This is a genomic window from Arcticibacterium sp. GJ41-1 (assembly GCF_055808875.1).
On sequence record NZ_CM147888.1, the window covers coordinates 2,708,791 to 2,734,481 of the forward strand.

A 25,691-nucleotide genomic window follows, 5' to 3' on the forward strand; every position below is an offset into this window, starting at 1 on the left:
CTATAAGGCATTATGTTTTGTCAAACAGGAAAGTTGTTTCTTTAAGGAAATATTAGTTTAAAATAGTTTCTAGTTCTTTTGAGACTAGTTCGCCTACTCTTTTACTTCCAGTCAAGTTGAAATGGCAATCATCATAAAACCAGCTTGGGTCTGCCTCATTGGCTAAATCTATATAATTGATGTTTTCTTTTTCACATACTTCTATTAATGCCTTATTAAATAGGGTCATTAATTCTGCTAAAGCATCTGGAGTGTATTTATTAAACGCTATCAAATCAAAAACAAGTAAGTCTTTAAGGTTTGGATCTAAGTTCTCATGCCAAAGGACGGGTTGTGTAATAAATATGGGTCTCTTGTTATTCTTAATGTTTAAAGAGATTAAATACCTTATGTTTTCTTTATATCGGTTTATCTGTTTTGTAAGGTTCGGTAAGTTTTTAGCCCAATTAACGTTCGCTCTATTTTCTTTATTTTTTTGGTAACGGTTATCAAAAATGTCTTGGTCAACCCAATGCAATTGCCAGTGAAATCTTTTTTCTTTAACAAACTTGAAAGTGGACAAACGCTTTAAATATGATAACTCATTGTCAGGGAACACCATAAAGGCTTTTTTCTTTAAGTCTAATATTGGAGTATCCAAATACCTTTCAGGATAATGTAAAGACTTTAGTGCATCATTAATTCCGATTAGGTAAATCATTGTTTTTACATCAGCAAGCTCCTTCATTTTAAGTAACTCTTGAGTCTGCAAAATATGATGTTCGCTTGTATTGCCAGACTTTCCAAAATTGCCGACCCAAAAAAATCTTCCAGTGTTTTTGCTTAAACTTTGTTGAGCTATTTCTGTCCATGTTAGTGGCTGATCCACCGTGTTGCATTCGGTAGTGCTACCACCAATAGCTATAATTTTTTCTTGGTGATTTTCCGTAAGTTCATCTGATTTGGCCCCTAAACTATTAATCTTTACATGAACCAAATTGGACATGTTTTTAACATATTTCGATTTAAAATTATATTGATATTCTAGGCCTGGGGTATTAATCAAATATCTTTGATTTTTTTTGTAAAAAAAGGATAAGAAAATCTCTAGTATGATGACTAATATTAGAGTTGTTGACGTCAGAATAAAGAGCCTTAGTATACTTTGTTTATTCATTTTAGTGCGTTTCATTACTCTTTAGCATTTTGCGAGTAGGTTGCTTTATATCGTTGTAAAGATTGTGGAAACAAATTTTCGTAAATTCTAATAAGTCCCTTCGCCTGAACTTGTTTACTTAATTTGCTTTCAAAATATTTGCTAATTTCTAAAGCCTCGTTTTCTATGTTAGAAAATGTTTTACCAACAATTATTGTAATAGCTTGGGCTAAGGAATCTGGGTTTCCAGCCTCCCAAATACTACCAATAGAGCCATTCTCGGTTATTTGCTTGAACGTTGAAATATTAGTTACTATTGGGATTACTCCGCAAGACATGGCATCGGCGACACCATATCCATAACCATCTTCCAAACTGCCACTTAGTACATAATCTGCACTGTTAAAGTAAACCGCAACTTCATGATGAGGTTTCCGCTCTTTTATCAGACTTACGGCATTTGTAAGTAATTTGCTGGCTGCTATTTTTTGAGTTAACTTAGTGAATAACGCTTCATCACAATCAGGAATCATCATATAGAAATGGCTATCAGGATGCGTTTCTAATTTTAGAAAATATTCGAAACCAGTTATAACTGTTAATGGGTCTCTTCTAGGGATTAATCTGCTATTCCATAAAAAGATAGGCGAACCAGAAAATCTAGAGATCTTCCTAGCTACTTCACGTTTCATGAACTTCGAATCAGGAGCACATTCGATTGAAAAAGCCCATTTACTTTGAGAAAGTGAAAATGTTTGAGTCCAAAGTTTAGCTGCTTTAAAATTGGCAAAAATGACTTTGTCTATTTTTTTTAAGCTTCTCGCTACAACCCATTTAAGCTTTTTGGGAATGGGATCTGAATGGTACTCAACAACCACTTTAGATTTGCCTTTGTTCTTCCTTAATAAGTAATTTAGGAAGCGAGGAAATCTGAATCCATGTAAATGAATAATATTCGGATTAATTGTGAAAAGTAGATTCGTGATTTTTTTTGATAATTGCCATTGTTTTAAGCAAGTTGATTTTCCGTCATTGATAAAATGATATTCGACGCCGTCTCTACTTATTATTGTGTCTAAGGAGAATCTAGTAAGAACAGTAACTTTAACATCCAGTTTCGCAAGCCCGACTGCTTGATTAACCTGACAGATACTGTAATTAAAAAAATCATCAATACTTACATCCTTATACGCGAGGACAATGAAAACCACATGGAATTGGCTCAACTCTTTTTTCATGCTGAAGGGAGGGTGTTGTTTTTTAAAACATTAGAACCCTTATTGTTTTCTCCTTTTTCAATGAAAATGATATTGTGATAAAAATATATGGCAACAATATTCAAATCCAAATAGCTAGGCTTGTAGCTAGGTAATGGAAATTCTTCATGATTCAAACCGTCAGTTAAATTTTTGAAGAAATTCATGGTGGTTTTGTCTTCTTTGTTCATGCTTCCTCCACACACATCCCAGTATGAAGTTTGTGTGTCTTCTATAACATAAACACCACCGGAACTCAGAAAAGGGAATAGAAACTCAAAACTAGTAATCACATCATCACTCCTGTGGCTACCATCGTCAATGATGACATCTACGGCTCCAATCTTGTTCATCACATCACTTAGAAAAGATGTATTTGATTGACTTCCTTTGAAAGTTTTGATTCTTCTTTCTTCGTGTGGGCTTTTATCGTTAATATCTATTCCGAAGATTTTGCCGAAGCGAAAGTATTTTTTCCAAACTCTTAATGAGCCGCCTCCACTATTTGGATTATTGTATCCTCCAACTCCTATTTCTAATAGATTAATACGTTTGTATTTAAACTTTTTTAAATGTTTGGTGTATAAGGTGAAGAAATCGAAGCATTTTCCTTTACTCGGATTGTAAATATTGTCTAATTTCCTCAAACTATTGGAAAAGAAACTCGCAAGAATATTTGCCAATTTCCTTTTCTGATTTTGAGAAAGTCTGCTAATCATCTGTTTTTTAGAAAACATAAAAAATTTAAAGGGAGCTTTCAAAAGTAATGAAATTCAAAGGTATTTTAGTTTACGCCACACATGGAAGAAATTTCTTAATGAAGACCCAGTTTCTAACTCATAAAGAATGTTATGTTCTCGTTGAAAGTTTGTCTTTTTTAGATACTAAAAGTTTTTTTACAGTTCTTAATGTACTTGTTTACGCTTAAGCATTTGTATTAAAGAATCTGGGCTAAAGGTTTAGTAATATTTTAATCTACACTTAATTCAGGAATTACCGTTGATAAATTGGAATATATTTGGTTCGCTACAATTTCTGCTCCAGATTTATTGAAGTGACAATCATCATAAAAAGCCTCAGTAGAATGGGGTAGGTCTAACTCAAAACAATATACACCTTGTTTTAAACATAGGTCTATCAGAGTGGAGTTGAAAGCTTTCATTCCTTCAGCAAGTGCCTTAGTGCTGTAAAATATAGAAGTTTGAAGTTGTGAATCAAAATACTCACCAAAAGAAAGTAGTGTTTCAAACTCTGGTTTTAGGTTTTCTTCCCATAAAACAGGTTGGCAGAAAAAAACTGGAATCACCCCATTTTTTCGACAGTTTTGTATAATACTATATAACCTCTCTTGATATTTTAATTGACCTTGTTCCAGACTAGGAAGCTCGTTTATTTTGGTTGAATTAAAGCGTTTCTCTTGAGATTTTTTAATTGTTTCAGTAAATGACTTAGTACCGATATAAAAGTTTAGTTTTCTTTTAAGATTTTTAGCCATTTTGAACAAAGCTCTTCTTTTAAACCATGGTATGTCAGTATCAGGAATGTGTTCAAAAGCTATGTACTTATCTGATATGTCTGAGTTCTTTAAATATTTAGAGCTATCACCTAAGTATGCACAAAAATCATTTATTCCAACTAAAAAGATAGCGTATTTAGTGTTTTTGAGCTCATTTTTTTTAAATAGGTGGTGTGTTTGAAGAACGTGATGTTGGCTTTTATTGCCAGGTCTTCCAAAATTTCCAATCCATACTTTATTTCCCATTTTTTCCTGAAGAAGATTAGTCCAAGTAAGTTCTTGGTCAAGGGCAAAGCAAGCTGTTGTACTTCCTCCAATAGCTGCTATTTTTATTTTCGAATTATTCTCTTCAAGGTTAGGGGATCTAGCACCCAGCTTATTAAATCTAACATTTGAAAATGTCTCTATTCCAGACAAGTGATTCTCTTCCAATAGCCAACTAAAACTATGATTAGGTGTTCCTGTAAAGTAGTCACTAGGAAAGCTCATTATCGAAGTCAGTATAATATCGGCTCCTACTAATAGGAGTAGACTTAGTATGGCTCTAATGATAAACAATTTAAAGAAAATGCTTGCTTTTTTCATTTACAATTCCTCGCCTAAGTGCTACATCTGAAAATTAAGTTTTAATAGGTTCTACTTTATTTGGTGTTCTTCCTCATAATTTACCTATTTCTAAAATGAATTTGTGTAGTCTCTTAAAATAGAAATTTTCTGAACCCTTATGAGTAATTGTTTTCAAATATGATTTTGCAGAATAAAACGAAAATACTTCCTATTAGGAATAATTCAAAGTGTTTAGTTGACTTAAATGCTACCTACCTCTTTGAAGCTTTTAAAACTTTATTATAAGCAAGGCATATGTCAATAAAGTATTTGAAATCTTTGTTTGATTTAAAGCCATCTGGGTTTATGTAGCAATAGCCCTTGTATTCTTTGCCTTTCATAAACATGGTTTCATAGCCAGACTTTTCGGCAAGTTCCTCTTGAGGCTTTGGGTCAAAACGTAGCATGAGGTTTTCGCCTCCTGCACACACGCAGGTTTTGCCATTTACCATAAAGTTTAATACGCCAAACATCTCTTTTTCTTCAATTTCTATATCTGGTATTTCTGCAAGGTATTCTCTTAATCTGTCAGCAAGTTTGATGTCGTACGCCATAAATAATGTTGTTTGGCTTGAGTAATGAATGATTAATAAGGGGTGGTCAAAATCATTTTGAAAAGTAAACCACAGCAATAAGTTTGTCCATTACCGTGGTTCACTAGTCTTTGATTATTTTCTTGAATGAAGGCCAATGGTGTTGCCTTCTGAGTCTGTAAATATGGCTACGAAGCCAAACTCGCCAATCGACATTTTAGGCCTAACCACTTTTCCTCCAGCTTTTTCTATTCGGGCTTCTTCTGTTACACAATCTTCTGACTCAAAATAGATAATGGTGTTGTTCCCATTAGGAACCATATCCGTTTTTTCTACTAAAGCTCCGGTAATATTCATTCCTTTTGGGTCAAAAGGGAAACCTGATTGTTTTCCGCATTCTATCGGAAAATCCACTAGTTGAATGTTGAATACCGTTTCATAGAATTTTTTAGCACGGGCTAGGTTTGCCACATTAATATCAAACCAATTAACAGGATTTACATTTTTCATTTTTACTTTGATTTAAGCTCTCTTGCGATATTGCTATGCAAAGGTGCGACGAGTTTAAATCTTAAAATTGTAAAAATGGGACAAGCCTAATCTTTGCTGTCAAAAATCAAAGACATTTTTAAGTGGTCACCGTAAAATTCTTTGGGTGTGAGTCCTGTAAACTCTTTGAAATCTTTGATGAAATGTGCTTGGTCGTAATATTCATTTTCGTAAGCCAAGTCTGTTAGGCTGGAGACATCACTGTTGAGCAATTTTTTGAGCGTAGCTTGTAATCTTATAGTTTTAGAAAGTTGTTTTGGACTTAGGCCTATGTGTGACGAAAACTTACGTACCAATTGCCTCCGGTTGATGTTGTTTTGTTTGGATAGTTCATCCACGGAAAGGCTTCCGTTCGCTGTCAAAATGGTTTCAACGGTTGATTCTAGAATATTATCTACATTTTTATTGTCGGCTAATTGCCTTAACAAGAAGTCTTCAATTAGGTTTATTCTTTCTGAGGTGCTGTTGGCGGTTAAAATTTCTTGTCCAATTTCTATACCTTCATTTCCAAAAAGTTTGTCTAATGGAACGGCTGTGTTTTCCATTTCCTTAATAGGAAAGCTAGCAAAGGGTAAAAAGCCGTTCGGATGGAAACAAACAAAGAAAGTACTTGTTTTTCCTGTGGGTTCTACTTCGTATGGTTTTGTGAGTTGTCCTATTAAAAAGCACTTTGGTAGCGAAATGCTGCTTCCGTCTTCTGGGTAATGTTTGTATAAATCACCATAATGAAAAATCAATTTCATACAGCCGTCTGGTACAATGGTATTTCTTTCTGGAGTGTCTTCTTTAGAACTTTCTAGTGTCCAGTAACATTTGACGAGGGATGCCAGATCGTTGTTGGGCTCAAATATTTGATGATTCATTAAAAGTGCAAATGTTCATGATGTCTTCACAACTAAATATACATACTTGATTTGTTAGCCACTAGTTTATGATTGGTAAAAAATAAATAGAATTTAGGAACGTAAAGCTTCTAAGGGAGGTAATTGAAATTTACTTTTTTTCGCTGTCTAAATTCACTAAATAAAAACACAAACCCCGATGTATGTCGGGGTTTGTGTTTTGACCTTGAGGGACCGTAATTATTTTAAAGTCCACTTCTTATTTTATGTATGAATCTACTTGTTCTTTAGAATTTGAGCTCTGTTATATGCTGATATTAATGCATTTACACCAGACCTTCGAATGCTCGTATGTTCACCACAACCCCAAACTTTTATGGCTGGGTTATCTTTCATAGAGAGCTGTACGTAAGAAACAGAGACAGAAGCCGAACTGTGTCCTATAGAATGAGAACGATACTGTTCTACATTAAAATCTTTCCAGCCTTGCTGCTGCATCGCATAAACCACCGAATTTATAGGGCCGTTTCCTCGCCCGTCTAATTTCAGTTCCTGACCATTATGAATTAATGTTACGATAGATTGAACCTCCGTTTCAGTCAATTCTTGAATTTCATATTTTTTCAATTCAATGATGTCTTTGCGGTTAACAAATTCCTTTTTGAACTCATCTTCAATTTCTTTGAAATTCAACTCCCTACCATATTTATCTGCTAAACCATTGATATGCATTCCCACTTCAGGATGCATTTTCTTTGGCAAATCATAATCGAATTCTCTCTTTAAGATATATGCTACGCCTCCTTTACCACTTTGGCTGTTAATTCTAATAATGGCTTCATAACTACGGCCAATGTCAATAGGGTCGATGGTTAAGTAAGGAACTTCCCAGTTAATTTCATCTTCGCCTCTCAAGTCCATTCCTTTTTTGATGGCATCTTGGTGGCTACCACTGAAGGCTGTGAAGACTAACTCGCCTGCATAAGGGTGACGTTTGTGAACACTCATTCCAGTGTTTTTCTCATAAACTTTGCGAACCGCGTCGATATTTGAAAAGTCAAGCCCTGTTTGTATACCGTGGCTATTCATGTTGAGTGCAACGGTCACTAAATCTAGGTTTCCTGTACGCTCTCCGTTTCCAAACAAAGTACCCTCCACACGGTCGGCACCTGCTAGTAGTCCTAACTCTGTTGATGCAATACCAGTACCTCGGTCATTGTGGGTATGTAAACTAACTATTACAGAATCCCTTTTTTTGATGTTACGACAAAACCACTCTATTTGGTCCGCGTATGTGTTTGGCATATTCCATTCTACAGTAGATGGAAGATTGAGAATGATTTTATTTTCAGGTGTAGGTCCCCAACTATCTATTACAGCTTCGCAAACCTCAATTGCGTAATCTTCTTCGGTATCCGAGAAGCTTTCTGGCGAATATTCTAATGTAATATTAGTATTTGGAACCTCATTTAAAAGCGATTTTATCAAAAGAGTACCTTCTACCGCAATAGATTTGATTTCATCTTTTGTTGCATTGCCAAAAGTAACCTTACGCTGAAGTCTAGAAGTAGAGTTATAAAGATGTACAATTGCATTTTTTACACCTTCCAGAGATTCGAAGGTTCTACGAATTAATGGTTCACGAGCCTGAACAAGGACCTGAATCCTGACATCATCCGGAATTAGGTTTTCCTCTACTAAAGTTCTTAAAAAGTTAAATTCGGTATCAGAAGCAGACGGAAAGCCAACTTCAATATCTTTAAAACCAATGGCCACTAATTGTTTGAATAAAGTAACCTTTTGGTTAATATTCATAGGTACTGGGAGAGACTGGTTTCCGTCTCTGAGGTCTACACTGCACCATATTGGAGCCTGTGTTAGTGTTCTATTAGGCCATTCACGGTCTTTTAAAGCTATTGGTTTAAATGGGGTATACTTACTAATGTCAGATGATTTCATACTTTGTCTTAAATCCTTAAATCTTGAAGCGAACATTACCTACCGAAACGTGGTAAGCCTTCTTTGCCGTAAATATGCACTCATTTTTTGAAGGAATGAAACTTCAAAATAGAATCGTTGATAAATGGTGTGGTATTCTTTTAAAAAAGACGGGCGAAAGTAAGGGGAAGGTGGGTTTAATTAGGAAGAAAGGTTACAAAATTTATAATCTGTTTGGTATTCAATTTGGGGCTATGTTAGAAAAGCAATTATTTTCCTTCTGGTAGCAATCGTCTTAAAACATGTTCACCAATAACTGGTTTAAAATGGTCAGTATCATACCATCCTTTATTAAAACTTGGGGTCCAAGGAATATATTCGCTTCCTAGTTCCGAATTCAACAGGTCCTCAAAAGAGTATTTAATGTTCGGGCTTTTTTGATTTATTTCTGAAATGATATTTTGAAGCTCGTTGTTTCTAGCCTTTATATGGGGAGCCAAATTAAAAGTATCCACTATACTGTAAGGAAGTGGGGGTGAGTAAAAAACAATTTTATGATTCAAATATTCTTTGTCATTTGTTAATGAACTCGTTAGAGTTTTTAAAAACTTGAGACTTGAATTTAGTTGAATAGTAAACTCATGATTTAGTTTTTCTAAATTATGAAAATTTGGAAGTGGGGTATCTTCAAGAGTGGAATTGCACTCGTCAGATAAGGCATCTGATGGTTTCAAAATTGTTTTGAAGTGAATTAAGGATGCACGCAGGGTTCTTGCATGCAAAAAGCGTTCATGAAAGTCAAATTTGTGCAGTCTTCTGTGATGTATATTCTCTAAAAGATAATAGTTTTTATCATTTGATAATTCTACTAAGATAGTCTTAGGAACATTTGAATTTTGAATGATGAGTTGAATAAAAGTTATTGCCTCTTCCATTATTAGTCTAGATAAAGCAAATTTTTCAAAGTCTGGTTTATTACAAATTGAAATGCCGTGTATTACGTGCGATGTGCCAACTAGGCTAATTTTAGCTTTGTCACCTTTCGAATTATCTTTGAATGTCTTTTTTATAATAGATTCTTCTATAAAATGTTTTTTGTTGATATCTCCAAATAAATTTCTATTCGTTAGCTGATAAGGATTAATTATATAATTAAAAAGCCCGACGAAGATTACTGGTAAAACAAAACTCAAAAATATTCCTAAAAAGAACTTTTTATTTGGTTTTCTATTAGTCTTATAATTATTCATATAAAAACTTAAGTGATGAAGTATTTTCTGCTATCATAAGATAAGATGCCAAAGCTAAGCCTATAAATATCCCCCATTTTAAACTAGGCCTCCAGAGGAAATTTTGGTACCATTTCTTTTCTAAGTGAACTACCATACCAAAGGCTTGCATCGTATTTGGACCAAATATTCCGATTAGAGTTAGGAGTAAAAGAAAAGGAATAGTAGGAATAGTAAGCGTTTGGTATCCCAATAATGTAATTGGCTCTTGGATGGACGGCACCAATCTGTCAGAAATCAGATAAGCGAAATGGCTTGTTGTTTCAATTAAAAGGGTATTATCAGTTTCCAATTTGGGTAATCTAAAAAAGCCGTGAAACAATGTACTTAATTCATTGAAATTACTAATTCTGAGAAATGTGGCAAAAATTGAGGCAGCAGAAAGAACTAAGAAATGTCCCAAGACTGCCTTTAGTCTTTTAATTCTGATTGAAGTTTTTTTTGGCGTTATGGAAATTCTGCTAATTGATTTACCGATGACATTCACTATTATGAGAAATAAACCAAGAACGAGGCCTTGTAAAACTAGCATAAGGGTTGGTGAGTGCCAGATATTTATTACTAAAAAAGAAGCTTGAAGACCTACAGCCCAACCTATAAATTGCCTTCTGACAGCTTTACCCCTAGCTTTTTTCTTTACATATTTTGAGATTGGTAAGAAAATATAATTCCGCGTAAAATTAATAAGGGACATGTGCCATTTGGAAATGAAATCACTGAACGAGGTGGCTTTTAGAGGAGAGTTGAAATTAATAGGGAAAGTAAAGCCAAAGCACAGTCCGAGACCTAAAGCCATGTCTGAATAAGCAGAGAAATCAAAGTATAATTGAAGAAGAAAACCCCAAGTCGCTCCTATTGACTCTAGAGTGTTTAGTTCTTTTCCCATGCTTATGGCATGATGAAGCTGACTGGTAATGGTAGCAAGAGAATCGGCCAAAAGAACTTTTTTCAATAATCCTACAGTAAATAAACTGATACCCCTAGACAAGTTTTCATAATCAAAAGGCTTTTTGCCAATTTGATCAAATTGAGAAAACCCATCACGATAATTTAGTATTGGGCCTGCGGTAAGTTGGCTAAACAATGATACCGATAAAGAATACTTAAAAAAATCCAGAAGCTTAGTTTCTGATTTATATGTATCCACCAGAAATGATATTTGATAAAATGTGTAAAATGAAAGTCCTAAGGGTATGCCTATTTCTAAAAAAACACTTTGATTTTCGACGGTATTATGCAATACACCAAGGGAATTTTCAAGTGAAAACTTAAAGGCAAATAGTAAAAAGACATTTGCACAAATCCCTGAAGTAACTAATACTTTCCTATGACTTTTTTCTTCTAAACGTCTTATAATTAAGGCAATTGAGTAATTGACGAAAATAGAGAAACATAAGATACTAGCTGCAATTATATCGATATAGGCACAATAAAAAAGAGATACCAAGAGAAGAAAATAGACCTCAAAATTTGGATGCTTTTTATTGATGTATATGTAGCATGATAAGACAATTGGGAGGAAAATGAATATGAATTTAATTGAGGTAAATGACATGAATGGGGCTACTTCTCTATTAAAACATTTTCTATTAAAACTGCATCTAGGCCAGTGGTTACTAATACTGCCATTGCATCTTCAATAGAGTGTACTATGGGCTTTCCCATTACATTAAAGCTAGTATTTAGAAGGATTGGTGTGTTAGTGATTTTTTCAAATTCTAGTAAAAGGTCGTTTAACCAAGGGTTAGAACTAGAGTTTACAGTTTGAAGACGACCAGTTCCATCTTTATGAACTACTCCAGGGATTTGATTAAGCATTTTTCCTTTCCAAGGTAGTGTAAAGGACATATATGGAGAAGGTTGGTCATTGAGGAAATAATCACTTACACGATTGTCAGGCACTATTGGAGCAAAAGGTCTATAGGCTTCTCGACCTTTAACCCTTTCGTTTATTATTTCTTTTATTTGAGGGCTTCTTGGATCAGCAAGAATAGAACGATTTCCTAATGCTCTAGGACCAAATTCTGCCCTTCCCCGAATAACACCGATTATCTTACCTTCTGATAGCATTTTAGCCACCATACTTGCAGATTTATTACCTATATCTGTTATTTTAGAGAAACCGCCGTATTTAGCGATATGGGATATTTTTTTCTCAAGTTTATTATTATTAATATTTGTTCCTAGATAGGGAGTGCCGTTTGAGCTTGGTATTTTTTGAGTCTGGCTATCCTTCATCCATGATAGTAAAGCACTGCCTAAAGCATTACCATCATCTGCTGGAGCTGATGGTACAAAAATATTTTTGTATTGGAAACGATGTTTGATAGTTCCATTATATGAAGAGTTTAGTGCACAACCACCGCTGAGAATTAAGTTTTCCTGTTCATACTTTTGACAGTATTTGAGAATTTCATCTATCCAAAAAGCATAAACCGCTTGGCCGCTTGCTGCAAGGTCAGCGGCTTTCATTATATCTTCTCCTGGGAGTCTCATAAACTTTTTAGCAGCCAGCGTTAGTTCATGTAGCGTAAGCTGCGAAGGAGGATAAGGTTTTCCAGATTTTATTTGAATTGTTTTTTTAAACAATGTCACAATCTCTTCATTTGGACATCCAAAAGCCGCTAATCCCATGACTTTCCACTCCTCTCCTAAACGCCAGTCAAAACCACAAAGTTGAGTTAACCAGCTGTAATAACTTCCAAAACTTCCCGGGCCCCATGCTCTTCCGATTCTTTTAAGTTCTCTATTTTTTAGTAAAAAAATGCTCAAACTTCCTACTTCTCCTTCCCCATCAATTACAATGCAAAGCCCTGAATCAAAAGGGGCATTGTAAGAAGCATTCACGGCATGGCATAAATGATGGTCAAAGTCATTTATTTTATTGATATCCTTTCCCTGGAATTGAGCTACATGAATTCCGGCATCATCAAAAGCTCTATTCTGATGCTTATATAACCAATTGAAGTCTGTAGGCGGGAAAAGTGAATTTTCATGAGCATCTTTTCCCGGTAAACTTTTCGCAGCCATCCAAGTCCTAGAAATTTGAATATTAGTTTTTCTATCTATTAACTTCGATAGGCTCCTTAAGTGATCTGGGTGATCTGGAGAAATACCCCAAGCTCTTTTTAGTTGAACATGGCGTTCCGTAGCCTCTGCAAAAATTACATTCCCAGATTGATCAACTAAAGCAAGAGCTGGATCATGGCCAGATGTAGAAAGTCCTAAATAACAATCTTTCATTCATTAATTAACTTAAGTAATTTATGGGCAACATCATTGATAGTTTTACTTTCGAAAATTACCGAAGGTTCTATTTCAACCTCAAATTCATCTTCTATTTCTCCCGAAATAATCACGACATCTAATGAGCTTAAACCGATATTTTCCATTGAAATATCTGGACTTAGTGAAGCTAAAGGGGTATTTGAATGAGATGAGATTTTCTTAGAAAGAAAGTCGATGAGATAATTGTAGTCTATTTTCATATTAATTTAATAGTCTCCTAAATGACAATGCAATGTCTTTACGGATAACATTTGAGAGTGCTCAAATAGGTCTGGAAGGACACTTTGAAGTGCTAAATTTGGATATTCTTTAAAAAGTATTGGAATGATTTTCTCAAGAATGATTTTTGAATAATTGACTCCTAAACAAAAATGGCTACCTCTTCCAAAAGGCAAATGTGAATTATCTTTAAGGTTTTCATTTTTCAAATTGATATTTTTATGGAGTGGGCATTGACCACTAGTTCCATGATGTACTGCTTGTAAGTCTATGATAAGTTTGTCATTCTTTTTGATATTCAAACTACCTAGAGTGAAAGGCTCTTTGGATAATCTTGATACCTTTTTGACCGCGACTGATTCACGGATGAGGTAATCTAGATTAGCGTGTACCCACTCGCTACGAGCAGCAGCTTGTTTTATAGTCTTGGTACTGGTTAAAATGCGAAAAATAATATTAGCTAATGTATGTCTAAGAGCTATAGTCCCTGCGTAGATTACCAGAACCAGTGCTGTAATGTCTTTTCTTGAAAATCCTTCAATAGGTTCTTTTAGTAAGGCGGTTAATAAAGGAATATTACCATCTATTTCTTTTGCAGGCTCTTTTGAAAGTACCTCTTCCAAGAATTCGGTAAAAGCACTATCCATTTTTTTTAGCGTTCTAATAGGTAATAATGGGTTAAGCAACTCTTCCGCCAAATTTGTACACTTGTCAAATTTAATTGGATCTTTTGTAAGTATACCTAAAAGGGTACACGTAGTTTTTTGCAAAAAAGGATTAACAAAATCGGCTAATAAATCAATCTGCTTTTTAGACTTTATGTTGTCTAATGCTTCATTTAGTGACTTATCAATAAAGGGCTCCCAAGAAGCTAGTTTCGCATTCGTTCCTATGTGTTTCAGGACTTTTTGTCGAATAATGGTGTGCCTATTTCCTTCCATAAAGAAAGGGAAATTACGAACTACACATGATAGATTACTCAAGTCAATGTTGCATTTCAATTGAACCTCGTTAATATAGGACTCCATAGATGCACCCTCAGAAATCACATCAGTACTTGTGAATACCTCTTTGGCTAAATCTATCTCTTCAATAATATGGACTCTCTTCATTGTAGGTTTTCCTGTTTCAATTATTTAAAATAGAAGATTTGTAATGCAACTTCTCGAAGTTTTTTGCTATTTCCATTCGTCTTACTTTACCACTAGTTGTACGTTCCAAACAACCTCGTTTTAAGATTAAAATCTCATCTAAGTCTACAGAAAAATGATATCGTATTCTAGATCGAATTACATTTTCTATCTCATGAAAGTCCACATCTTTCACTTTAGACTTTTTTATCTCTATAAGTAAGCGGGCTCTACCTTCTTTATTAATTGTACTTCTAAATGCAGCAGCAGCTAAACCATTTAATTCTGGATGAACCTCCCCTGCATACCATTCGATGTCTGATGCAGAAATATTAATACCATTTACTATTATGGTATCTTTCAAACGGCCGTGTACATAAAGATGGTGATTAATTTTTATTCCTAAATCACCAGTTCGGAACCACTTTCCTGTTAAATCACTATGCAAATAAGAAAATTCAGTGGAATTAACATCTAATGGTAAAGAGCCTTTATTTAGTATGTATCCCTTACTCAATGAGTCAGATTGCAGCCATATCTCTCCCTTTTTTCCGTCTTCAAGCAACTTTAGGGTTGAGGGGTCTACAATACGAATTGAATTAGAAGATCTTTTAGAAAGAAAGCATGGAGCTACCAGCCCTTTAGCCTCACTCTCTATTTCATTAGAATTATTCTCTGGCTGCCCTCCCACAAACAAGGCGATTTCGGCCATACCATAACAGGAAAATACAGCATGAGGGACCAAACCAAATACTTTGAATTTTACTTTAAAATCGTCAAGGACTTTTCTGAAAACCGTTTCTGCACCGCAAAAACTAGTCTTCCAAGTGGAAAGATCCAAATTTTTCAATTCCTCTTCATTTTTTTCAGCTAAACACAGATTGAATGCAAAAGGGGGAGCCCCACTTGATGTAGCTTTAAAGGCAGAAATCATTTGAAGCCATCTAATGGGTTTTTTAAGGAAAGAAATTGGAGACATGAATATCAAACGACCACCATTTAGAATAGGATAAAGAATTGACATCAATCCCATATCATGATAATGTGGCAACCAGCTTGCTTGTATAGTGTTTTCATTTAGTCCCCATAAATCAGCCACTAAGAAACAATTATGAAGGATGTTGTAATCATTTAAAACAACTCCTTTAGGGCTCTTAGAAGATCCTGATGTATATTGAATAAAGGTATTTTCTGAGTAGTCTTTCGAAAAGCCATGAAGTTTATCTTCTTTAATGGCTGGATATTCAATCTTATTTTTCAAGAAGAGATTATGAATACTTAGGCTGTGGTTATCTGAGTGAGTAAGGGTATTAAAGACACTGTCTCCAATATGATCAGTTAATATGTTGGTGGCACCGCAATCATGAATAATTCCTTTTAATCTTTTGAGGGCAATTCGGCTTTTTGATACTGGTACAACTACTGTTGTTACTCCTGCATAAATGCAAGCAAAAAGGGTAGTGATAAATTCTAAACCAGGAGCCATTGCAAGAATAATTGGCCGCTCTTTCTCTTGTAAAAAGGATGTCGTTTGCAGAATTGTATATGCTTTATCGCAAACAATTTTATGTAGCTCACCTCCTGACATTGAAACCGCTTTATTTATCTCGCCTTTAGGTAAATAAGTTATCGTAGCCCTTGCTGCAGATTTCAGAAGGTTGTCTCTAACTACTTTGGCTAGATTTGTATCAGGACCAATCAGATTCATTTTAATTTCTTTGCGGAAACCACAAAGTAATAGGTTTTAAAACGTTTTTTTTGAATAAAGAAGACTTTTTTTAGCAAGAACGGTAAACTGTATACTGCTCAGTATATTAGGAAATACTAATCAATAAATTTGAAAATAAATATTGATGCGGAATTAAGGAGTGTACATCCTTTCAACCATTTTAGCTACATGTTATTAATACAAATTAGCCTTTCTTCTATTTTTATAAAATGCTTGGAATTTCAATGAGGTTTTTTCCTTGATAATCTTTACGGATGTTTGCTTAAAGACTAGTTTAAAATAGAGTTTTACTAAATGTATTGATAAGCAAAACATTTTTTTTTAAATATTTATTACAATGTGACATCTAGCATTTTTTATAGGAGCTATAGAGGGCAGAGTAAAAAGACGGGTGAAAGAGGAGGGGTATCCGTTACCTTTCGTCAATTACCTCTATTGCTTTAAGGTTATATTTCTTAAATAGAATTTCAGTTTTTTTATTTCTGTGAGAACAAAGGGAAGATATTCCAATAACCTCCCCACCTAATGTTTCAATTAGGCTCACTGCGGCTTTCATTTGAGTGCCAGTTTCAACCCATTCGTCAACCAGAAGTATTTTGTCTCCTTTTTTTATGGAAGATTTATTTATTTCAAGCGATTTTTGGGTGTTTGTATAATCAGAAAATGACGATGAATTAAGAACGGTATTATTAATTCCAGGGAGTTTTCCACCTTTTCTAATGCAAATTAACCCAAGGCTTTTCTTTTGAGCTAGAGCTGCTCCAATAATAAAACCTAGAGCATCAAGTCCAGCTATTTTTTCAAAGGTAATACCATTGAAAGGCTCTAAGAGGTCTTTTAGTAAATTTGAAAATACCTCAGGATTTTCAAAGATAGGAGTGACGTCATACCTGCCTTTTGTTTCTTTATTGATAAACTGATTGTAGTATTGGTATTCCATTTTTTTGATAGTCTGATTTGAATAGATGTGCTTTCTTTAAACTTTAATCAAGCGAAGGTAAAGTCAATTTATTATCACTATCAGTTAACCATTCTAATGTGAGACGGACGAATACATTTTTTTGATAATTATCTTTTTCAAAGAACAAACCTATGTCGCCATTAGATAAGACAGTCATGGATGAATAGGCAGAACTTCCTGCATAAATGGTTTTTCCATTTGTCCAGTTTTTCCCTTCGTCATAGCTTAATCTTATGGTTAAATTGTTACGTTCTTTGGTTGAATTAGCATTTGAAAAGAGTAAAATGTTTTGACCATCTTTTGATGGATATCGAATAATACTGGCATTACAACCGGGGTCTGTGAGTGAAGAATCGGGTATAGAAAGCCATGTAGCTCCTTCGTCGGTTGAGGTATGAATGAATCGGATTCCCTTTCCATTTATTCGACTATTTATCATCCAGCTACCATCCATGAGTTCTACTATTTTGGACTCATCTCCCGGTAAAATAGGAGTGTCAATCAAATACCAACTTTCACCATGGTCATCACTTCCAAAAACATGAAGACCTTTTTCTAAATTAACAATGGTGTGTAATAGTTTGCCAGTTTTAGTTTGTATACCTCGTCCTGATGTGATGAATTTGAAGTCATGGTGCCATTCAGGTTTTGATATTTGTGAAGTTATATCAATTGGTTTACTCCATGTTTTACCATTATCAGTGCTTTTTGTCACTTTCAAATAATAGACATCTTTTTCATTATCTAAATCCATGAAGTTAAAGAATAGCAAAATAGCTCCAGTGACTTTATCAAGTATCATGGATGGGTCTGATGCTGATTTTCCTAAAGGATAATCAACAATAGTTTCAATTTCTGACCAGGTGTCGCCATTGTCGGTACTTCGACGCATAACTATATTAATGTCATTGCTCCATTTTAGGTCGCCACATGAAGGTACCCTTTGGTCAATGGCGGCAATCAAATCACCATTTTCTGCAGTAATAAGGGCAGGTATTCTATAACAGGATATTCTGGCAGGTATGTTTGCAGTAAATAATTCCTTAAACTCAGGGCGTCCTTTTACTTTTTCGGATTGTGGATAGGCAACTAAGGCTATTGCGGAAAAAAATGTAAGTAATAATGTTTTCATAGGTTATGGTCTGTTGCAAACCACTTTTAGGAGTGGGTTTGATATAATGCTAATTAATAGCCGCAACTAAGCTAATAGTTTTTTGATGTTGGAAAAAATATGGGTACTTAGTTCTGAATAGCTAATGAGGAGAAATGCTATTGTTTGGTCGGTAATTCTGCGGCTAAAGCGAAGTTTTCTGAAGAGCCGGCTTTACGCTACAAGTCAATTCTTTTGCCATTCTAAATCCAAAACATCTTTTAGTGTTCCCAAACTTTCCTCTGATAAAAACCTAAAAGCAAGACCTATTAGGACATATCTTATGAATAGAGTTATTAAAGCAATTAGAACCACCTGAAGTGGAACAGATTGTGTTAGTAAAATAGACATTCCGATTAAGGGAAAACAAAAAACGATTCCTAATAAAGTTCTAAAAACACTATTGATTTCAACTTTTACAAATCCGGTTTCGGCATTTATTTCCCCAGTCATTACGCAAAAAGGACCCTTAACTACCTCGGAAGAAATTATTTTGAATTTATTTCCTTCTACCATTCCGCGAAATGATTTATCAGTATAATTAGAGGTCATATTTTCGGATTTCTCCGTTCTCCGAATCAATAGATGAAGTGTATCTTCTTGATCTTGGTTTAACTTAAATTTCCGCTTTTTGGTTGGGAAAATGTTCATTCAATAAATAGTGGTCAACTATGGTATATAGTCAGTTTTAAGGCATTTTTCGCTTGACAACACAGCAATCTAAGGTTTTTTTGATGCTGGAAAAAGAATTGAGAGCTAGATATGGATTTCTATTTTAAAGAAAATATTAGACACTACAGAGATAGCGTGACCCACATATCACTATCAATAGATTCTATGAAGCTATATTGGGTGGGTTTAAGTTGAAGATAATCAGTTGTTTATGCTAAAGTAGAGATGTTTGGGGTTTTCTAAAGTTTACTCTCTGCAATAAGTTTTAATAGAAATGTTTCCCGCTCAATAGACATTCCTTTTTTTTCGCTGGTGGCCATAGTCTTTATGTTATGCTCTATAGCTTCATGAATATTGGTCCAAACAGCCTTCATGCCGTTTTTAGTCTCGTAAGACTCCATTCTGGAAATACCAAGTTCTTTATTTACCTCGCAGGTGTAGCAATAAGAAATCATGTGTTGGATGTCATATTCTGGCTTATACCAAGGTCTGTACTCTTCGTAAGCTCCAAAGGGTTTTATGTTTTTGATGTCTACAGCTCCTGTTTCTTCACTAAGCTCACGCATCATTCCAGTGATTTTATCTTCGCCAATATCTAGGCCACCACCAGGAAGGCTGTAGTCTTCATACCTTTCGGTATAAAGAAGTAAAATGGAACTACCTGAAATGGCTATACTTCTAGTGGCTAGTCGTGTGAATATTGATTTATTATCTAAAGTTTTTACTTCAGGATGATAATGCGTTTTTAAAATTTGCATTGAGAAAGTCTCTATTTTTTTTGCAAAACTAGACTAATATATATGAAAAGCATTATGCTTTAGTTTTCATTTAAAATTGCAGTTTTGAAGGTACTATCATTCCAGTCCTTTCTTTTCCGGATTCCAAAAAGGTTTTGTTTTAATCTGCTTAGTTTCCCAGTTTAGTTCTTTCCTGAAAAATTGGTTTAAAGCCACACACAGTCTGCTGTCACCAGCAATGTAAACCATCTTTTTCCCTTTTAGCGTAGGTACGATTTCTTTTATCTTGGCAATGATTTCATCACTTGGATTTTGTTCTAATTCATAAAAATCAAAAGGAGAACTCCCGTCAATATCAGGGAATAGTTCACTCTTTTGCTGGCTGTAAATTATACTGGCTACTTGTTTATCCTTTCCTATATTACGGTTAATCATGTATAGATGCGAAAGGGCTGAAAGGTCGCCCACCATGATATAGCTGTCGGCAGTGTCGTCTGCCAAGAAATTTCCTTTTTTGTTTTTAAAATAAACAGCGTCGCCGACTTTACATGCCTTAACCCATTCTGAGCCAATTCCATTACTGTGCGTGGCTATGGCTACATCTAAAAAGCCTTCTGACTTATTTATGTCCCATATGCTGTAGCTTCTTATTTTGTCTTTCATAGCCACATCGTCTTTGCCTATGCCAATCCCCATTCTTAAGAAAGAACCAGGTATGAAATTGGTTTTTCTAATGCTATCACATTGCAGTCGAATTTTAAAAACAGACGCTGAAAGTACAACTTTTTCTGTAATAGTAGCCTCGTCTAAAACTACTGATTTTAGGATTTTTTCTAGTATGCTCACTGGTAAATTAAACTAGTTTTGTGGGTGTTCTTGTAAATAGTTCTCTATCATGGATAGTGGCGAATTATGTGGTCTTCCTGTTGCTTTTTCAAAGTCAGAAGGCACATCATTTACACCATTTTTAATGCCCTCATATATACCGGCTATGATGGTTCCAATAAAATCGCCTAAAGCAGCTTGACGTTCTTTTTTATATTCCTCAACAGAGACAGAAGTGTATTTGAGGCTTGTTTTATAAACCTGATTTATATAATCTGCCAATTGCGTTTGTGTGATGGCTTCGCCTACTAGGTTGTAAGTGTTTCCGTTATGGGCATCTTCTGTTAACATTTTGGCATATGCAAAACCTAACTCTTCTCTGCTGGTGTAGCCACACTTTCCGTCAGCGGCACAGTTCCTAATTTCTCCGTCTTTTACGTAGGTGTCTATATACTCTAAATCTGGTTCAATGTATATGCCGTTGCGGCCAATCACATAGTCAAGACCTGAGTTTATGACATCTTTTTCTGTCTGGCGGTTAGATTGTACTACGGGACTAAAAGCTGTATTTTCTTCATCACCTACAATACTGGTGTACACTATCTTTTTTACACCATTGTTCAGGGCAGCGTCTATGACATTTCTGTGCTGTTGAATTCTTTTCTTTGGCTCATCCATGCCCGAAACCAATAAGACTTTGTCTACACCCTTAAGAGCAATTTCAAAATCCTCAGGTTTGGTATAATCGCCTTTTCTAACTTCTACACCTAGGTGTTCGGCTTTTGAGGTGGTGCGGGCTATGGCTATTACATTTTCTTTTCCAATTTCCTTTATTAATGCTTTTACAATGGCGGCACCTAATTGTCCGCTTGCTGATGTTACTGCTATTTTCATTGTCTTTTATTTAGATTTGGTTCTTTTTTGCGAGTATATAATCGGCAAAATAGCCTTTGTTATCTAGTATCTTGCTTTGAATTATAAAATCCGTATTTTCAATAATTTTTTCAATAAGTTCATCATTATATTTTCTGGAAATTTCAGTATGAATTTTTTCTCCTTTAATAAAATGATAAGATTTTCCTATGCTTTTAATCTCTACCGTTTGATTGCTTGTGCTCACTATGAAACTCTTGGCTATGCCTTCTTTTTCATCATACTCTGGTCGGTGTTCAAAGTCGTTTAGGTTGAAATTACCTTCTAATTCATTATTAATTCTATTCAACAAATTATGATTGAATTTTGCGGTAATACCATTAGGGTCATTGTAGGCAGGAAGAACAATTTCTTTTGATTTTATCAAATCTACGCCTAATAATAACCTATCTCCGGCTTGGAGGTTTGCCCCTAAATTGTAAATGAATTCTGCGGCTAAATCGTCGGTCATGTTTCCTATATTGGAACCAAGAAACAAAATGATTTTAGGCTTTTTGCTCACTTTTAATGAAGCCAAAACTGTGAAATAATCACCTTGTTTAGTTTGTACAGCTACGTTTGGCAATTCCTGACTCAGGTCTTTCTCTAATAATTCTAAAGCATTTGAAGAGATATCGATAGGGAAATAGTCGAAGGAATAATTTTGAGAATCTAAAGAGCGAAGTAACTCTTTAGTCTTAGTGCCATCACCCGCACCTAATTCTATTAGCTCAAAATAGGATTCAGGTTTTAAACCTAATTCATTAATTAATTCTTGGGTTTTATTTTGAAAAATATCCATCTCGCAGGGAGTCAGATAATATTCTGGTAAATTCATTATTTCTACAAAAAGAGCGTCACCTTTTTTATCATAAAAATATTTTGAAGGGAGCGTTTTTGGCTTAGCGTCTAAGCCCGCTTCTACGTCCTTTTTAAATGCTTCTGTCATCTTATTTTACTATTCTTCTGCGGCAAGTAGCTCCCAAAATCAAAGATTTTTAGTCTTATACTATTTGCTAATACCTATTTCCTTAAGCAGGGATTGTTCTTCTCTTTTTACGATTTTTAATGAAGTAGCTTTTTATGGTAGGTATTCTAATCACAAAACCCACGCCCACTATTACAGCATATATTATCCATGTCTTTTCTAAAATAGCTACATGTAATATGCTTAAGAAAATGGCTCCATAAGCCAGACTTTGCAGCTTTTTCCATTTTGATTTAAGCCACTTCATCGATTTCCTGTTCGAAGTAAAAAGGAGTGGAATCAATATTAAAACAGCAACAAAGCCAGCTATGTAGTTAAATTGAGTAAAGGTTTCCTGAAAACCTTCTGCCCAAATAAAAATGATAAAGTGTAATATGCTCCATACAGCCGTTGCAATTCCCATGGCTTGCCTTACAAAAAGATTGGTAACACCAAAGAGAATAAAAAATGGGGTGCAGGTTAGCACCGCGGTCATCCATCGAATGGCAAACTCTCCCGAAACATGATATAACATTTCTAAAGTGTCTTTACCCTCACTTCCTGCACCATCTATTAGAGAAATAGAAAAACCATTAGTGAAGTTAATATCTATCATATTAAAAATCACTGCTAAAGGGAGTATGGCTAATATGGCGACAATCATCCAACCATAATTTCTTTTGATAAAACTCATATTATTTACTTCCTTTTAATGTTTCTAATTCCTTCTCAAGGGCTTCGGCTTTAGCCTTGAATTTTTCCATTGCTTTTTTGAGTTGACCTACTTTTTTTAAGGCTTCATCATCTTGAATAGCTTCATATGAAAGCTCTCCATTATTATCTTTTACTTTTGACTTGCTGCCGCATGTAGGGCAAATGGATACTAGGCTCATAATTTCTTTTATTTACAAATTTGTTCACAATATTCAATCTCTGAAAGGTAAATGTGATGCTTAAAATGGTTAATCTGAGACCTATGTTTACATATCCAAAGCATCGAAGCTTTTAAATAAATCACTTTCAAGGTTATATCATGCTGTTCACTAGGTCGCTAAAGTTCTTCCTTTTGTTTATTTTCCAGTTCATATGCGTAAGACAAATAATAATTTCTAGCCGGAGCATTGATTTGCTGTGCAGCCAGAGCTCTCAATAATTTTATCTTAGTCTCAATGACTTTTTGTTTTTCAAAGTCTGATTGGAGTAAATAGTCTGACAATTGTAATCCCCATTGATAATCGCCTTTGTCTAAAGCCGTTTTCATTTGCTCATAGATTTTAGCTTCACCTCCAGCAAGTGCAATCATATGTTTTGATTCCTGTATAGAAGAGAGAGGGGAGAGGTTTGTAGGGTTTCCATCGAACCAACCAACATAGTGCAAGAATACAGAACGAACTCCCCAAGGAACTGAACCATAAAACTCTTGTAAATTGGGCTGATTAATGAGTGAATCGGCCAATTTAACCTCATCAACGGTTTGTTGGAGTGTATATCCTTTGTTCATAGCGTCAATAGTTTGTTGATAGACGCTTAATATCGCAGTTGAGTAGTTCTTGAGATTACGATGAACAAGTGCTTGTCCTGTAAGTGGTCTGGTATGACCAGGAACAAGGAACTCAACAGGGTAGGTGCTCATTTTTTGTATTGATTCGCCCCAAGCTTTCACATCTCTATACTGTGAACCTCTAATTGCATAAAGGTTCGGAAATGATTTGTAATAGTTATCTCCAGTGAATAGTGTTTTTAAACTAGGAATCCATACAAATAGCTCATCATTGGTTTCTCCATTAGCTGCATGAAGTTCGAAATCTATGCCAGCAAGACGTAGAGTCTTAACATCTTTAAACAAAATGTTTGGTTCAATGTAGCCTTCGCCAACTCTATCGGCGGATGTGTTACCCGGACCAACACCTCTATTAATGACATCTTCTGCTGGTAAATCTCGTCCAAACTGCCTTCCGTTTCTTCGTTTTAATATAGGTTCTACTGGCGAGTGTTCTTGTAATTCCTCTTTAAAGCCTTCTCTAGCTATGACTTTAACGTTTTTGTTATAACCAACAAAAGCAGAAGCACCACCAGTATGGTCTTCATGTCCGTGTGTGTATATTATTGCTTTTACGGGTTTGCTACTTATTTTCTGGAATTCTTCAGCCACTTTTTCTGCAGCACCTAGAGCTCGAAGTGCGTCAATAATTACCACTCCATCTTCTCCTACAACCATAGAGGCATTTGACCCGTCATATCCTACGGCTACGTAGACGCTTTCGTTTAGTTGAATTATTTCGGGGGTGAATTCAGCAGATTGCCCTTTTAATTTTGTGATGTTAGGATGTTCTTGCTCCTTAAAATTGCTCGTTTCAGTCGTATTTTGGCATGCTTGCAAAAAGGTAAATCCTATTACAAACACAGTAAATAATTTAATGCTTTGAAATCTATTCATATTACGAATAATTCTCTTTGACAGTTGATTTATTTTCATCGTTTTCACTTTTAGTCCTTTTCAATTAATTCAGTTCAAGTTACTCTTAGGTCTTCCTTATTCTGGAGTGTTTAAAAATGTTTTTACAGGTGCTATGATATCCCAATGTTCTACAATCTTGTTTTTTTCAATACGAAAAAGGTCATAAAAAGCAACTTTTTTATCTGCCACATAACCTTCTGTAGCACTGAGTACTAGGTTACCCTCTGCAATTACATGATAGTTATTTTTAAACTTTATGACTTCGCCTTTTCGTTTCATTTTTAACATCCCCCATAGCAATCCGCTTACGCCATCACCCACATCTCTATTATGCTGAATGTAAAGCCCGAAGTTGAAAAACTTGGAAGCACCACCATCTTCTCTTATCATGCATTGGTCTATAAATCTTGTAATGAGAGCACGATTGTCGGCTGTTTTTTCCAATTGACTTGGAATGGTAGGTCCGTCTATTTCTGAATGATTATCGGGGTTTACACCCAATGAGTCATTGAAATTACTCCAATGTTTTTGAATTTGCTTTTGCTCAATGAGCATAATATCCCATCTAAAACGTAAGGTATCTCCAATCATTCGACTATGAATAGCCACTAAAGAGTCGTCTTGTAGAATTCTGATGGGTTCTATCTGAGAAAAGCTTAAATCCGAATTCCTTCTTTTTAAATAAGTTTCTTTTTCGCCGCCCCAGTTTTGGTCTCTACTATAAAATGTATTGCTTAAAAGCGTGTCAGCTTCAAGGCTTTCAATTTTAGGTGCTGTTACAAATCTATAAGCCAATTGCTTTTCATATGGAAGACTAGAGATATAATCATTTGAAAGTGCGGTAGGAGCTTTGTAAACAACTTTCTTGGAGCAACTTGTCATTCCTATTATGCAAGCAAAACCTATGAAATAGGCTAGGTAGTTTAGGTTTGTTTTTTGTATCATCATCTTGGTTTGAGATTTCTAATTTTGGCGAATA

At 35.0% G+C, this 25,691-nt stretch carries 25 protein-coding genes; all 25 read right to left on the reverse strand.

Translation table 11 applies throughout. The features are described from left to right. Positions 1-52: 52 nt before the first annotated feature. The gene (locus tag AC0L6O_RS11180; protein ID WP_473302397.1) at positions 53-1,045 is read right to left on the reverse strand and encodes an SGNH/GDSL hydrolase family protein; all 993 of its coding nucleotides are present in this window, start codon (positions 1,043-1,045) and stop codon (positions 53-55) included. Between the two features lie 125 nt (positions 1,046-1,170). Then, positions 1,171-2,373 (reverse strand): glycosyltransferase family 4 protein, encoded by a 1,203-nt coding sequence (locus AC0L6O_RS11185; protein WP_473302399.1) that lies wholly within the window; start codon positions 2,371-2,373, stop codon positions 1,171-1,173. Continuing rightward, complete coding sequence (locus AC0L6O_RS11190) at positions 2,370-3,128, reverse strand: class I SAM-dependent methyltransferase (protein ID WP_473302401.1); 759 nt, start codon at positions 3,126-3,128, stop codon at positions 2,370-2,372. Before AC0L6O_RS11190 ends, AC0L6O_RS11185 begins: the two co-directional genes overlap by 4 nt. Positions 3,129-3,361: 233 nt before the next feature. Further along, positions 3,362-4,492, reverse strand: coding sequence for a hypothetical protein (locus AC0L6O_RS11195; protein WP_473302402.1), 1,131 nt, complete (start codon positions 4,490-4,492; stop codon positions 3,362-3,364). Between the two features lie 233 nt (positions 4,493-4,725). Beyond that, a complete protein-coding gene (locus tag AC0L6O_RS11200; protein WP_473302403.1) occupies positions 4,726-5,067 on the reverse strand; it encodes a TfoX/Sxy family protein in 342 nt (113 codons plus the stop codon). Positions 5,068-5,181: 114 nt separating this feature from the next. Then, positions 5,182-5,556, reverse strand: a complete 375-nt coding sequence (locus AC0L6O_RS11205) for a VOC family protein (protein WP_473302404.1) — start codon at positions 5,554-5,556, stop codon at positions 5,182-5,184. A gap of 86 nt (positions 5,557-5,642) precedes the next feature. Further along, positions 5,643-6,458: a DUF6597 domain-containing transcriptional factor gene (locus AC0L6O_RS11210; protein WP_473302405.1), complete on the reverse strand. Its 816-nt coding sequence runs from the start codon at positions 6,456-6,458 to the stop codon at positions 5,643-5,645. 255 nt (positions 6,459-6,713) lie between these two features. Beyond that, entirely contained in the window at positions 6,714-8,396 is a 1,683-nt protein-coding gene (leuA, locus tag AC0L6O_RS11215) for a 2-isopropylmalate synthase (protein WP_473302406.1), read from the reverse strand. 248 nt (positions 8,397-8,644) lie between these two features. After that, on the reverse strand, positions 8,645-9,625 hold the full coding sequence (locus AC0L6O_RS11220) for a hypothetical protein (protein ID WP_473302407.1): 981 nt from the start codon (positions 9,623-9,625) through the stop codon (positions 8,645-8,647). Continuing rightward, positions 9,618-10,904: an MBOAT family O-acyltransferase gene (locus AC0L6O_RS11225; protein WP_473302408.1), complete on the reverse strand. Its 1,287-nt coding sequence runs from the start codon at positions 10,902-10,904 to the stop codon at positions 9,618-9,620. Before AC0L6O_RS11225 ends, AC0L6O_RS11220 begins: the two co-directional genes overlap by 8 nt. Positions 10,905-11,227: 323 nt before the next feature. After that, positions 11,228-12,907 carry a carbamoyltransferase family protein gene (locus tag AC0L6O_RS11230; RefSeq protein ID WP_473302409.1) on the reverse strand — a complete coding sequence of 560 codons (1,680 nt, stop codon included), beginning with the start codon at positions 12,905-12,907 and terminating at the stop codon, positions 11,228-11,230. Continuing rightward, on the reverse strand, positions 12,904-13,152 hold the full coding sequence (locus AC0L6O_RS11235; RefSeq protein WP_473302410.1) for an acyl carrier protein: 249 nt from the start codon (positions 13,150-13,152) through the stop codon (positions 12,904-12,906). Before AC0L6O_RS11235 ends, AC0L6O_RS11230 begins: the two co-directional genes overlap by 4 nt. A gap of 6 nt (positions 13,153-13,158) precedes the next feature. After that, positions 13,159-14,283 (reverse strand): cytochrome P450, encoded by a 1,125-nt coding sequence (locus AC0L6O_RS11240; protein ID WP_473302411.1) that lies wholly within the window; start codon positions 14,281-14,283, stop codon positions 13,159-13,161. A gap of 16 nt (positions 14,284-14,299) precedes the next feature. Further along, the gene (locus AC0L6O_RS11245) at positions 14,300-16,009 is read right to left on the reverse strand and encodes an AMP-binding protein (RefSeq protein ID WP_473302412.1); all 1,710 of its coding nucleotides are present in this window, start codon (positions 16,007-16,009) and stop codon (positions 14,300-14,302) included. Between the two features lie 433 nt (positions 16,010-16,442). After that, positions 16,443-16,970: a phosphoribosyltransferase family protein gene (locus AC0L6O_RS11250; protein WP_473302413.1), complete on the reverse strand. Its 528-nt coding sequence runs from the start codon at positions 16,968-16,970 to the stop codon at positions 16,443-16,445. Positions 16,971-17,013: 43 nt separating this feature from the next. After that, positions 17,014-18,123, reverse strand: coding sequence for a sialidase family protein (locus AC0L6O_RS11255; RefSeq protein WP_473302414.1), 1,110 nt, complete (start codon positions 18,121-18,123; stop codon positions 17,014-17,016). Between the two features lie 204 nt (positions 18,124-18,327). Beyond that, positions 18,328-18,693: a hypothetical protein gene (locus AC0L6O_RS11260; RefSeq protein ID WP_473302415.1), complete on the reverse strand. Its 366-nt coding sequence runs from the start codon at positions 18,691-18,693 to the stop codon at positions 18,328-18,330. A gap of 359 nt (positions 18,694-19,052) precedes the next feature. Beyond that, positions 19,053-19,571, reverse strand: a complete 519-nt coding sequence (locus tag AC0L6O_RS11265; protein ID WP_473302416.1) for an NUDIX hydrolase — start codon at positions 19,569-19,571, stop codon at positions 19,053-19,055. 96 nt (positions 19,572-19,667) lie between these two features. Then, entirely contained in the window at positions 19,668-20,396 is a 729-nt protein-coding gene (locus tag AC0L6O_RS11270) for an SIP domain-containing protein (protein ID WP_473302417.1), read from the reverse strand. Between the two features lie 12 nt (positions 20,397-20,408). After that, positions 20,409-21,269: an SDR family oxidoreductase gene (locus AC0L6O_RS11275; protein WP_473302419.1), complete on the reverse strand. Its 861-nt coding sequence runs from the start codon at positions 21,267-21,269 to the stop codon at positions 20,409-20,411. A gap of 10 nt (positions 21,270-21,279) precedes the next feature. Further along, a complete protein-coding gene (locus AC0L6O_RS11280; RefSeq protein WP_473302420.1) occupies positions 21,280-22,236 on the reverse strand; it encodes an L-histidine N(alpha)-methyltransferase in 957 nt (318 codons plus the stop codon). 82 nt (positions 22,237-22,318) lie between these two features. Then, positions 22,319-22,948, reverse strand: coding sequence for a ferric reductase-like transmembrane domain-containing protein (locus AC0L6O_RS11285; RefSeq protein WP_473302422.1), 630 nt, complete (start codon positions 22,946-22,948; stop codon positions 22,319-22,321). Position 22,949: 1 nt separating this feature from the next. Continuing rightward, positions 22,950-23,147 (reverse strand): hypothetical protein, encoded by a 198-nt coding sequence (locus AC0L6O_RS11290; RefSeq protein WP_473302424.1) that lies wholly within the window; start codon positions 23,145-23,147, stop codon positions 22,950-22,952. Between the two features lie 158 nt (positions 23,148-23,305). Continuing rightward, a complete protein-coding gene (locus AC0L6O_RS11295) occupies positions 23,306-24,691 on the reverse strand; it encodes an alkyl sulfatase dimerization domain-containing protein (RefSeq protein ID WP_473302426.1) in 1,386 nt (461 codons plus the stop codon). Positions 24,692-24,787: 96 nt separating this feature from the next. After that, entirely contained in the window at positions 24,788-25,660 is an 873-nt protein-coding gene (locus AC0L6O_RS11300; RefSeq protein ID WP_473302427.1) for a nuclear transport factor 2 family protein, read from the reverse strand. Positions 25,661-25,691 lie beyond the last annotated feature (31 nt).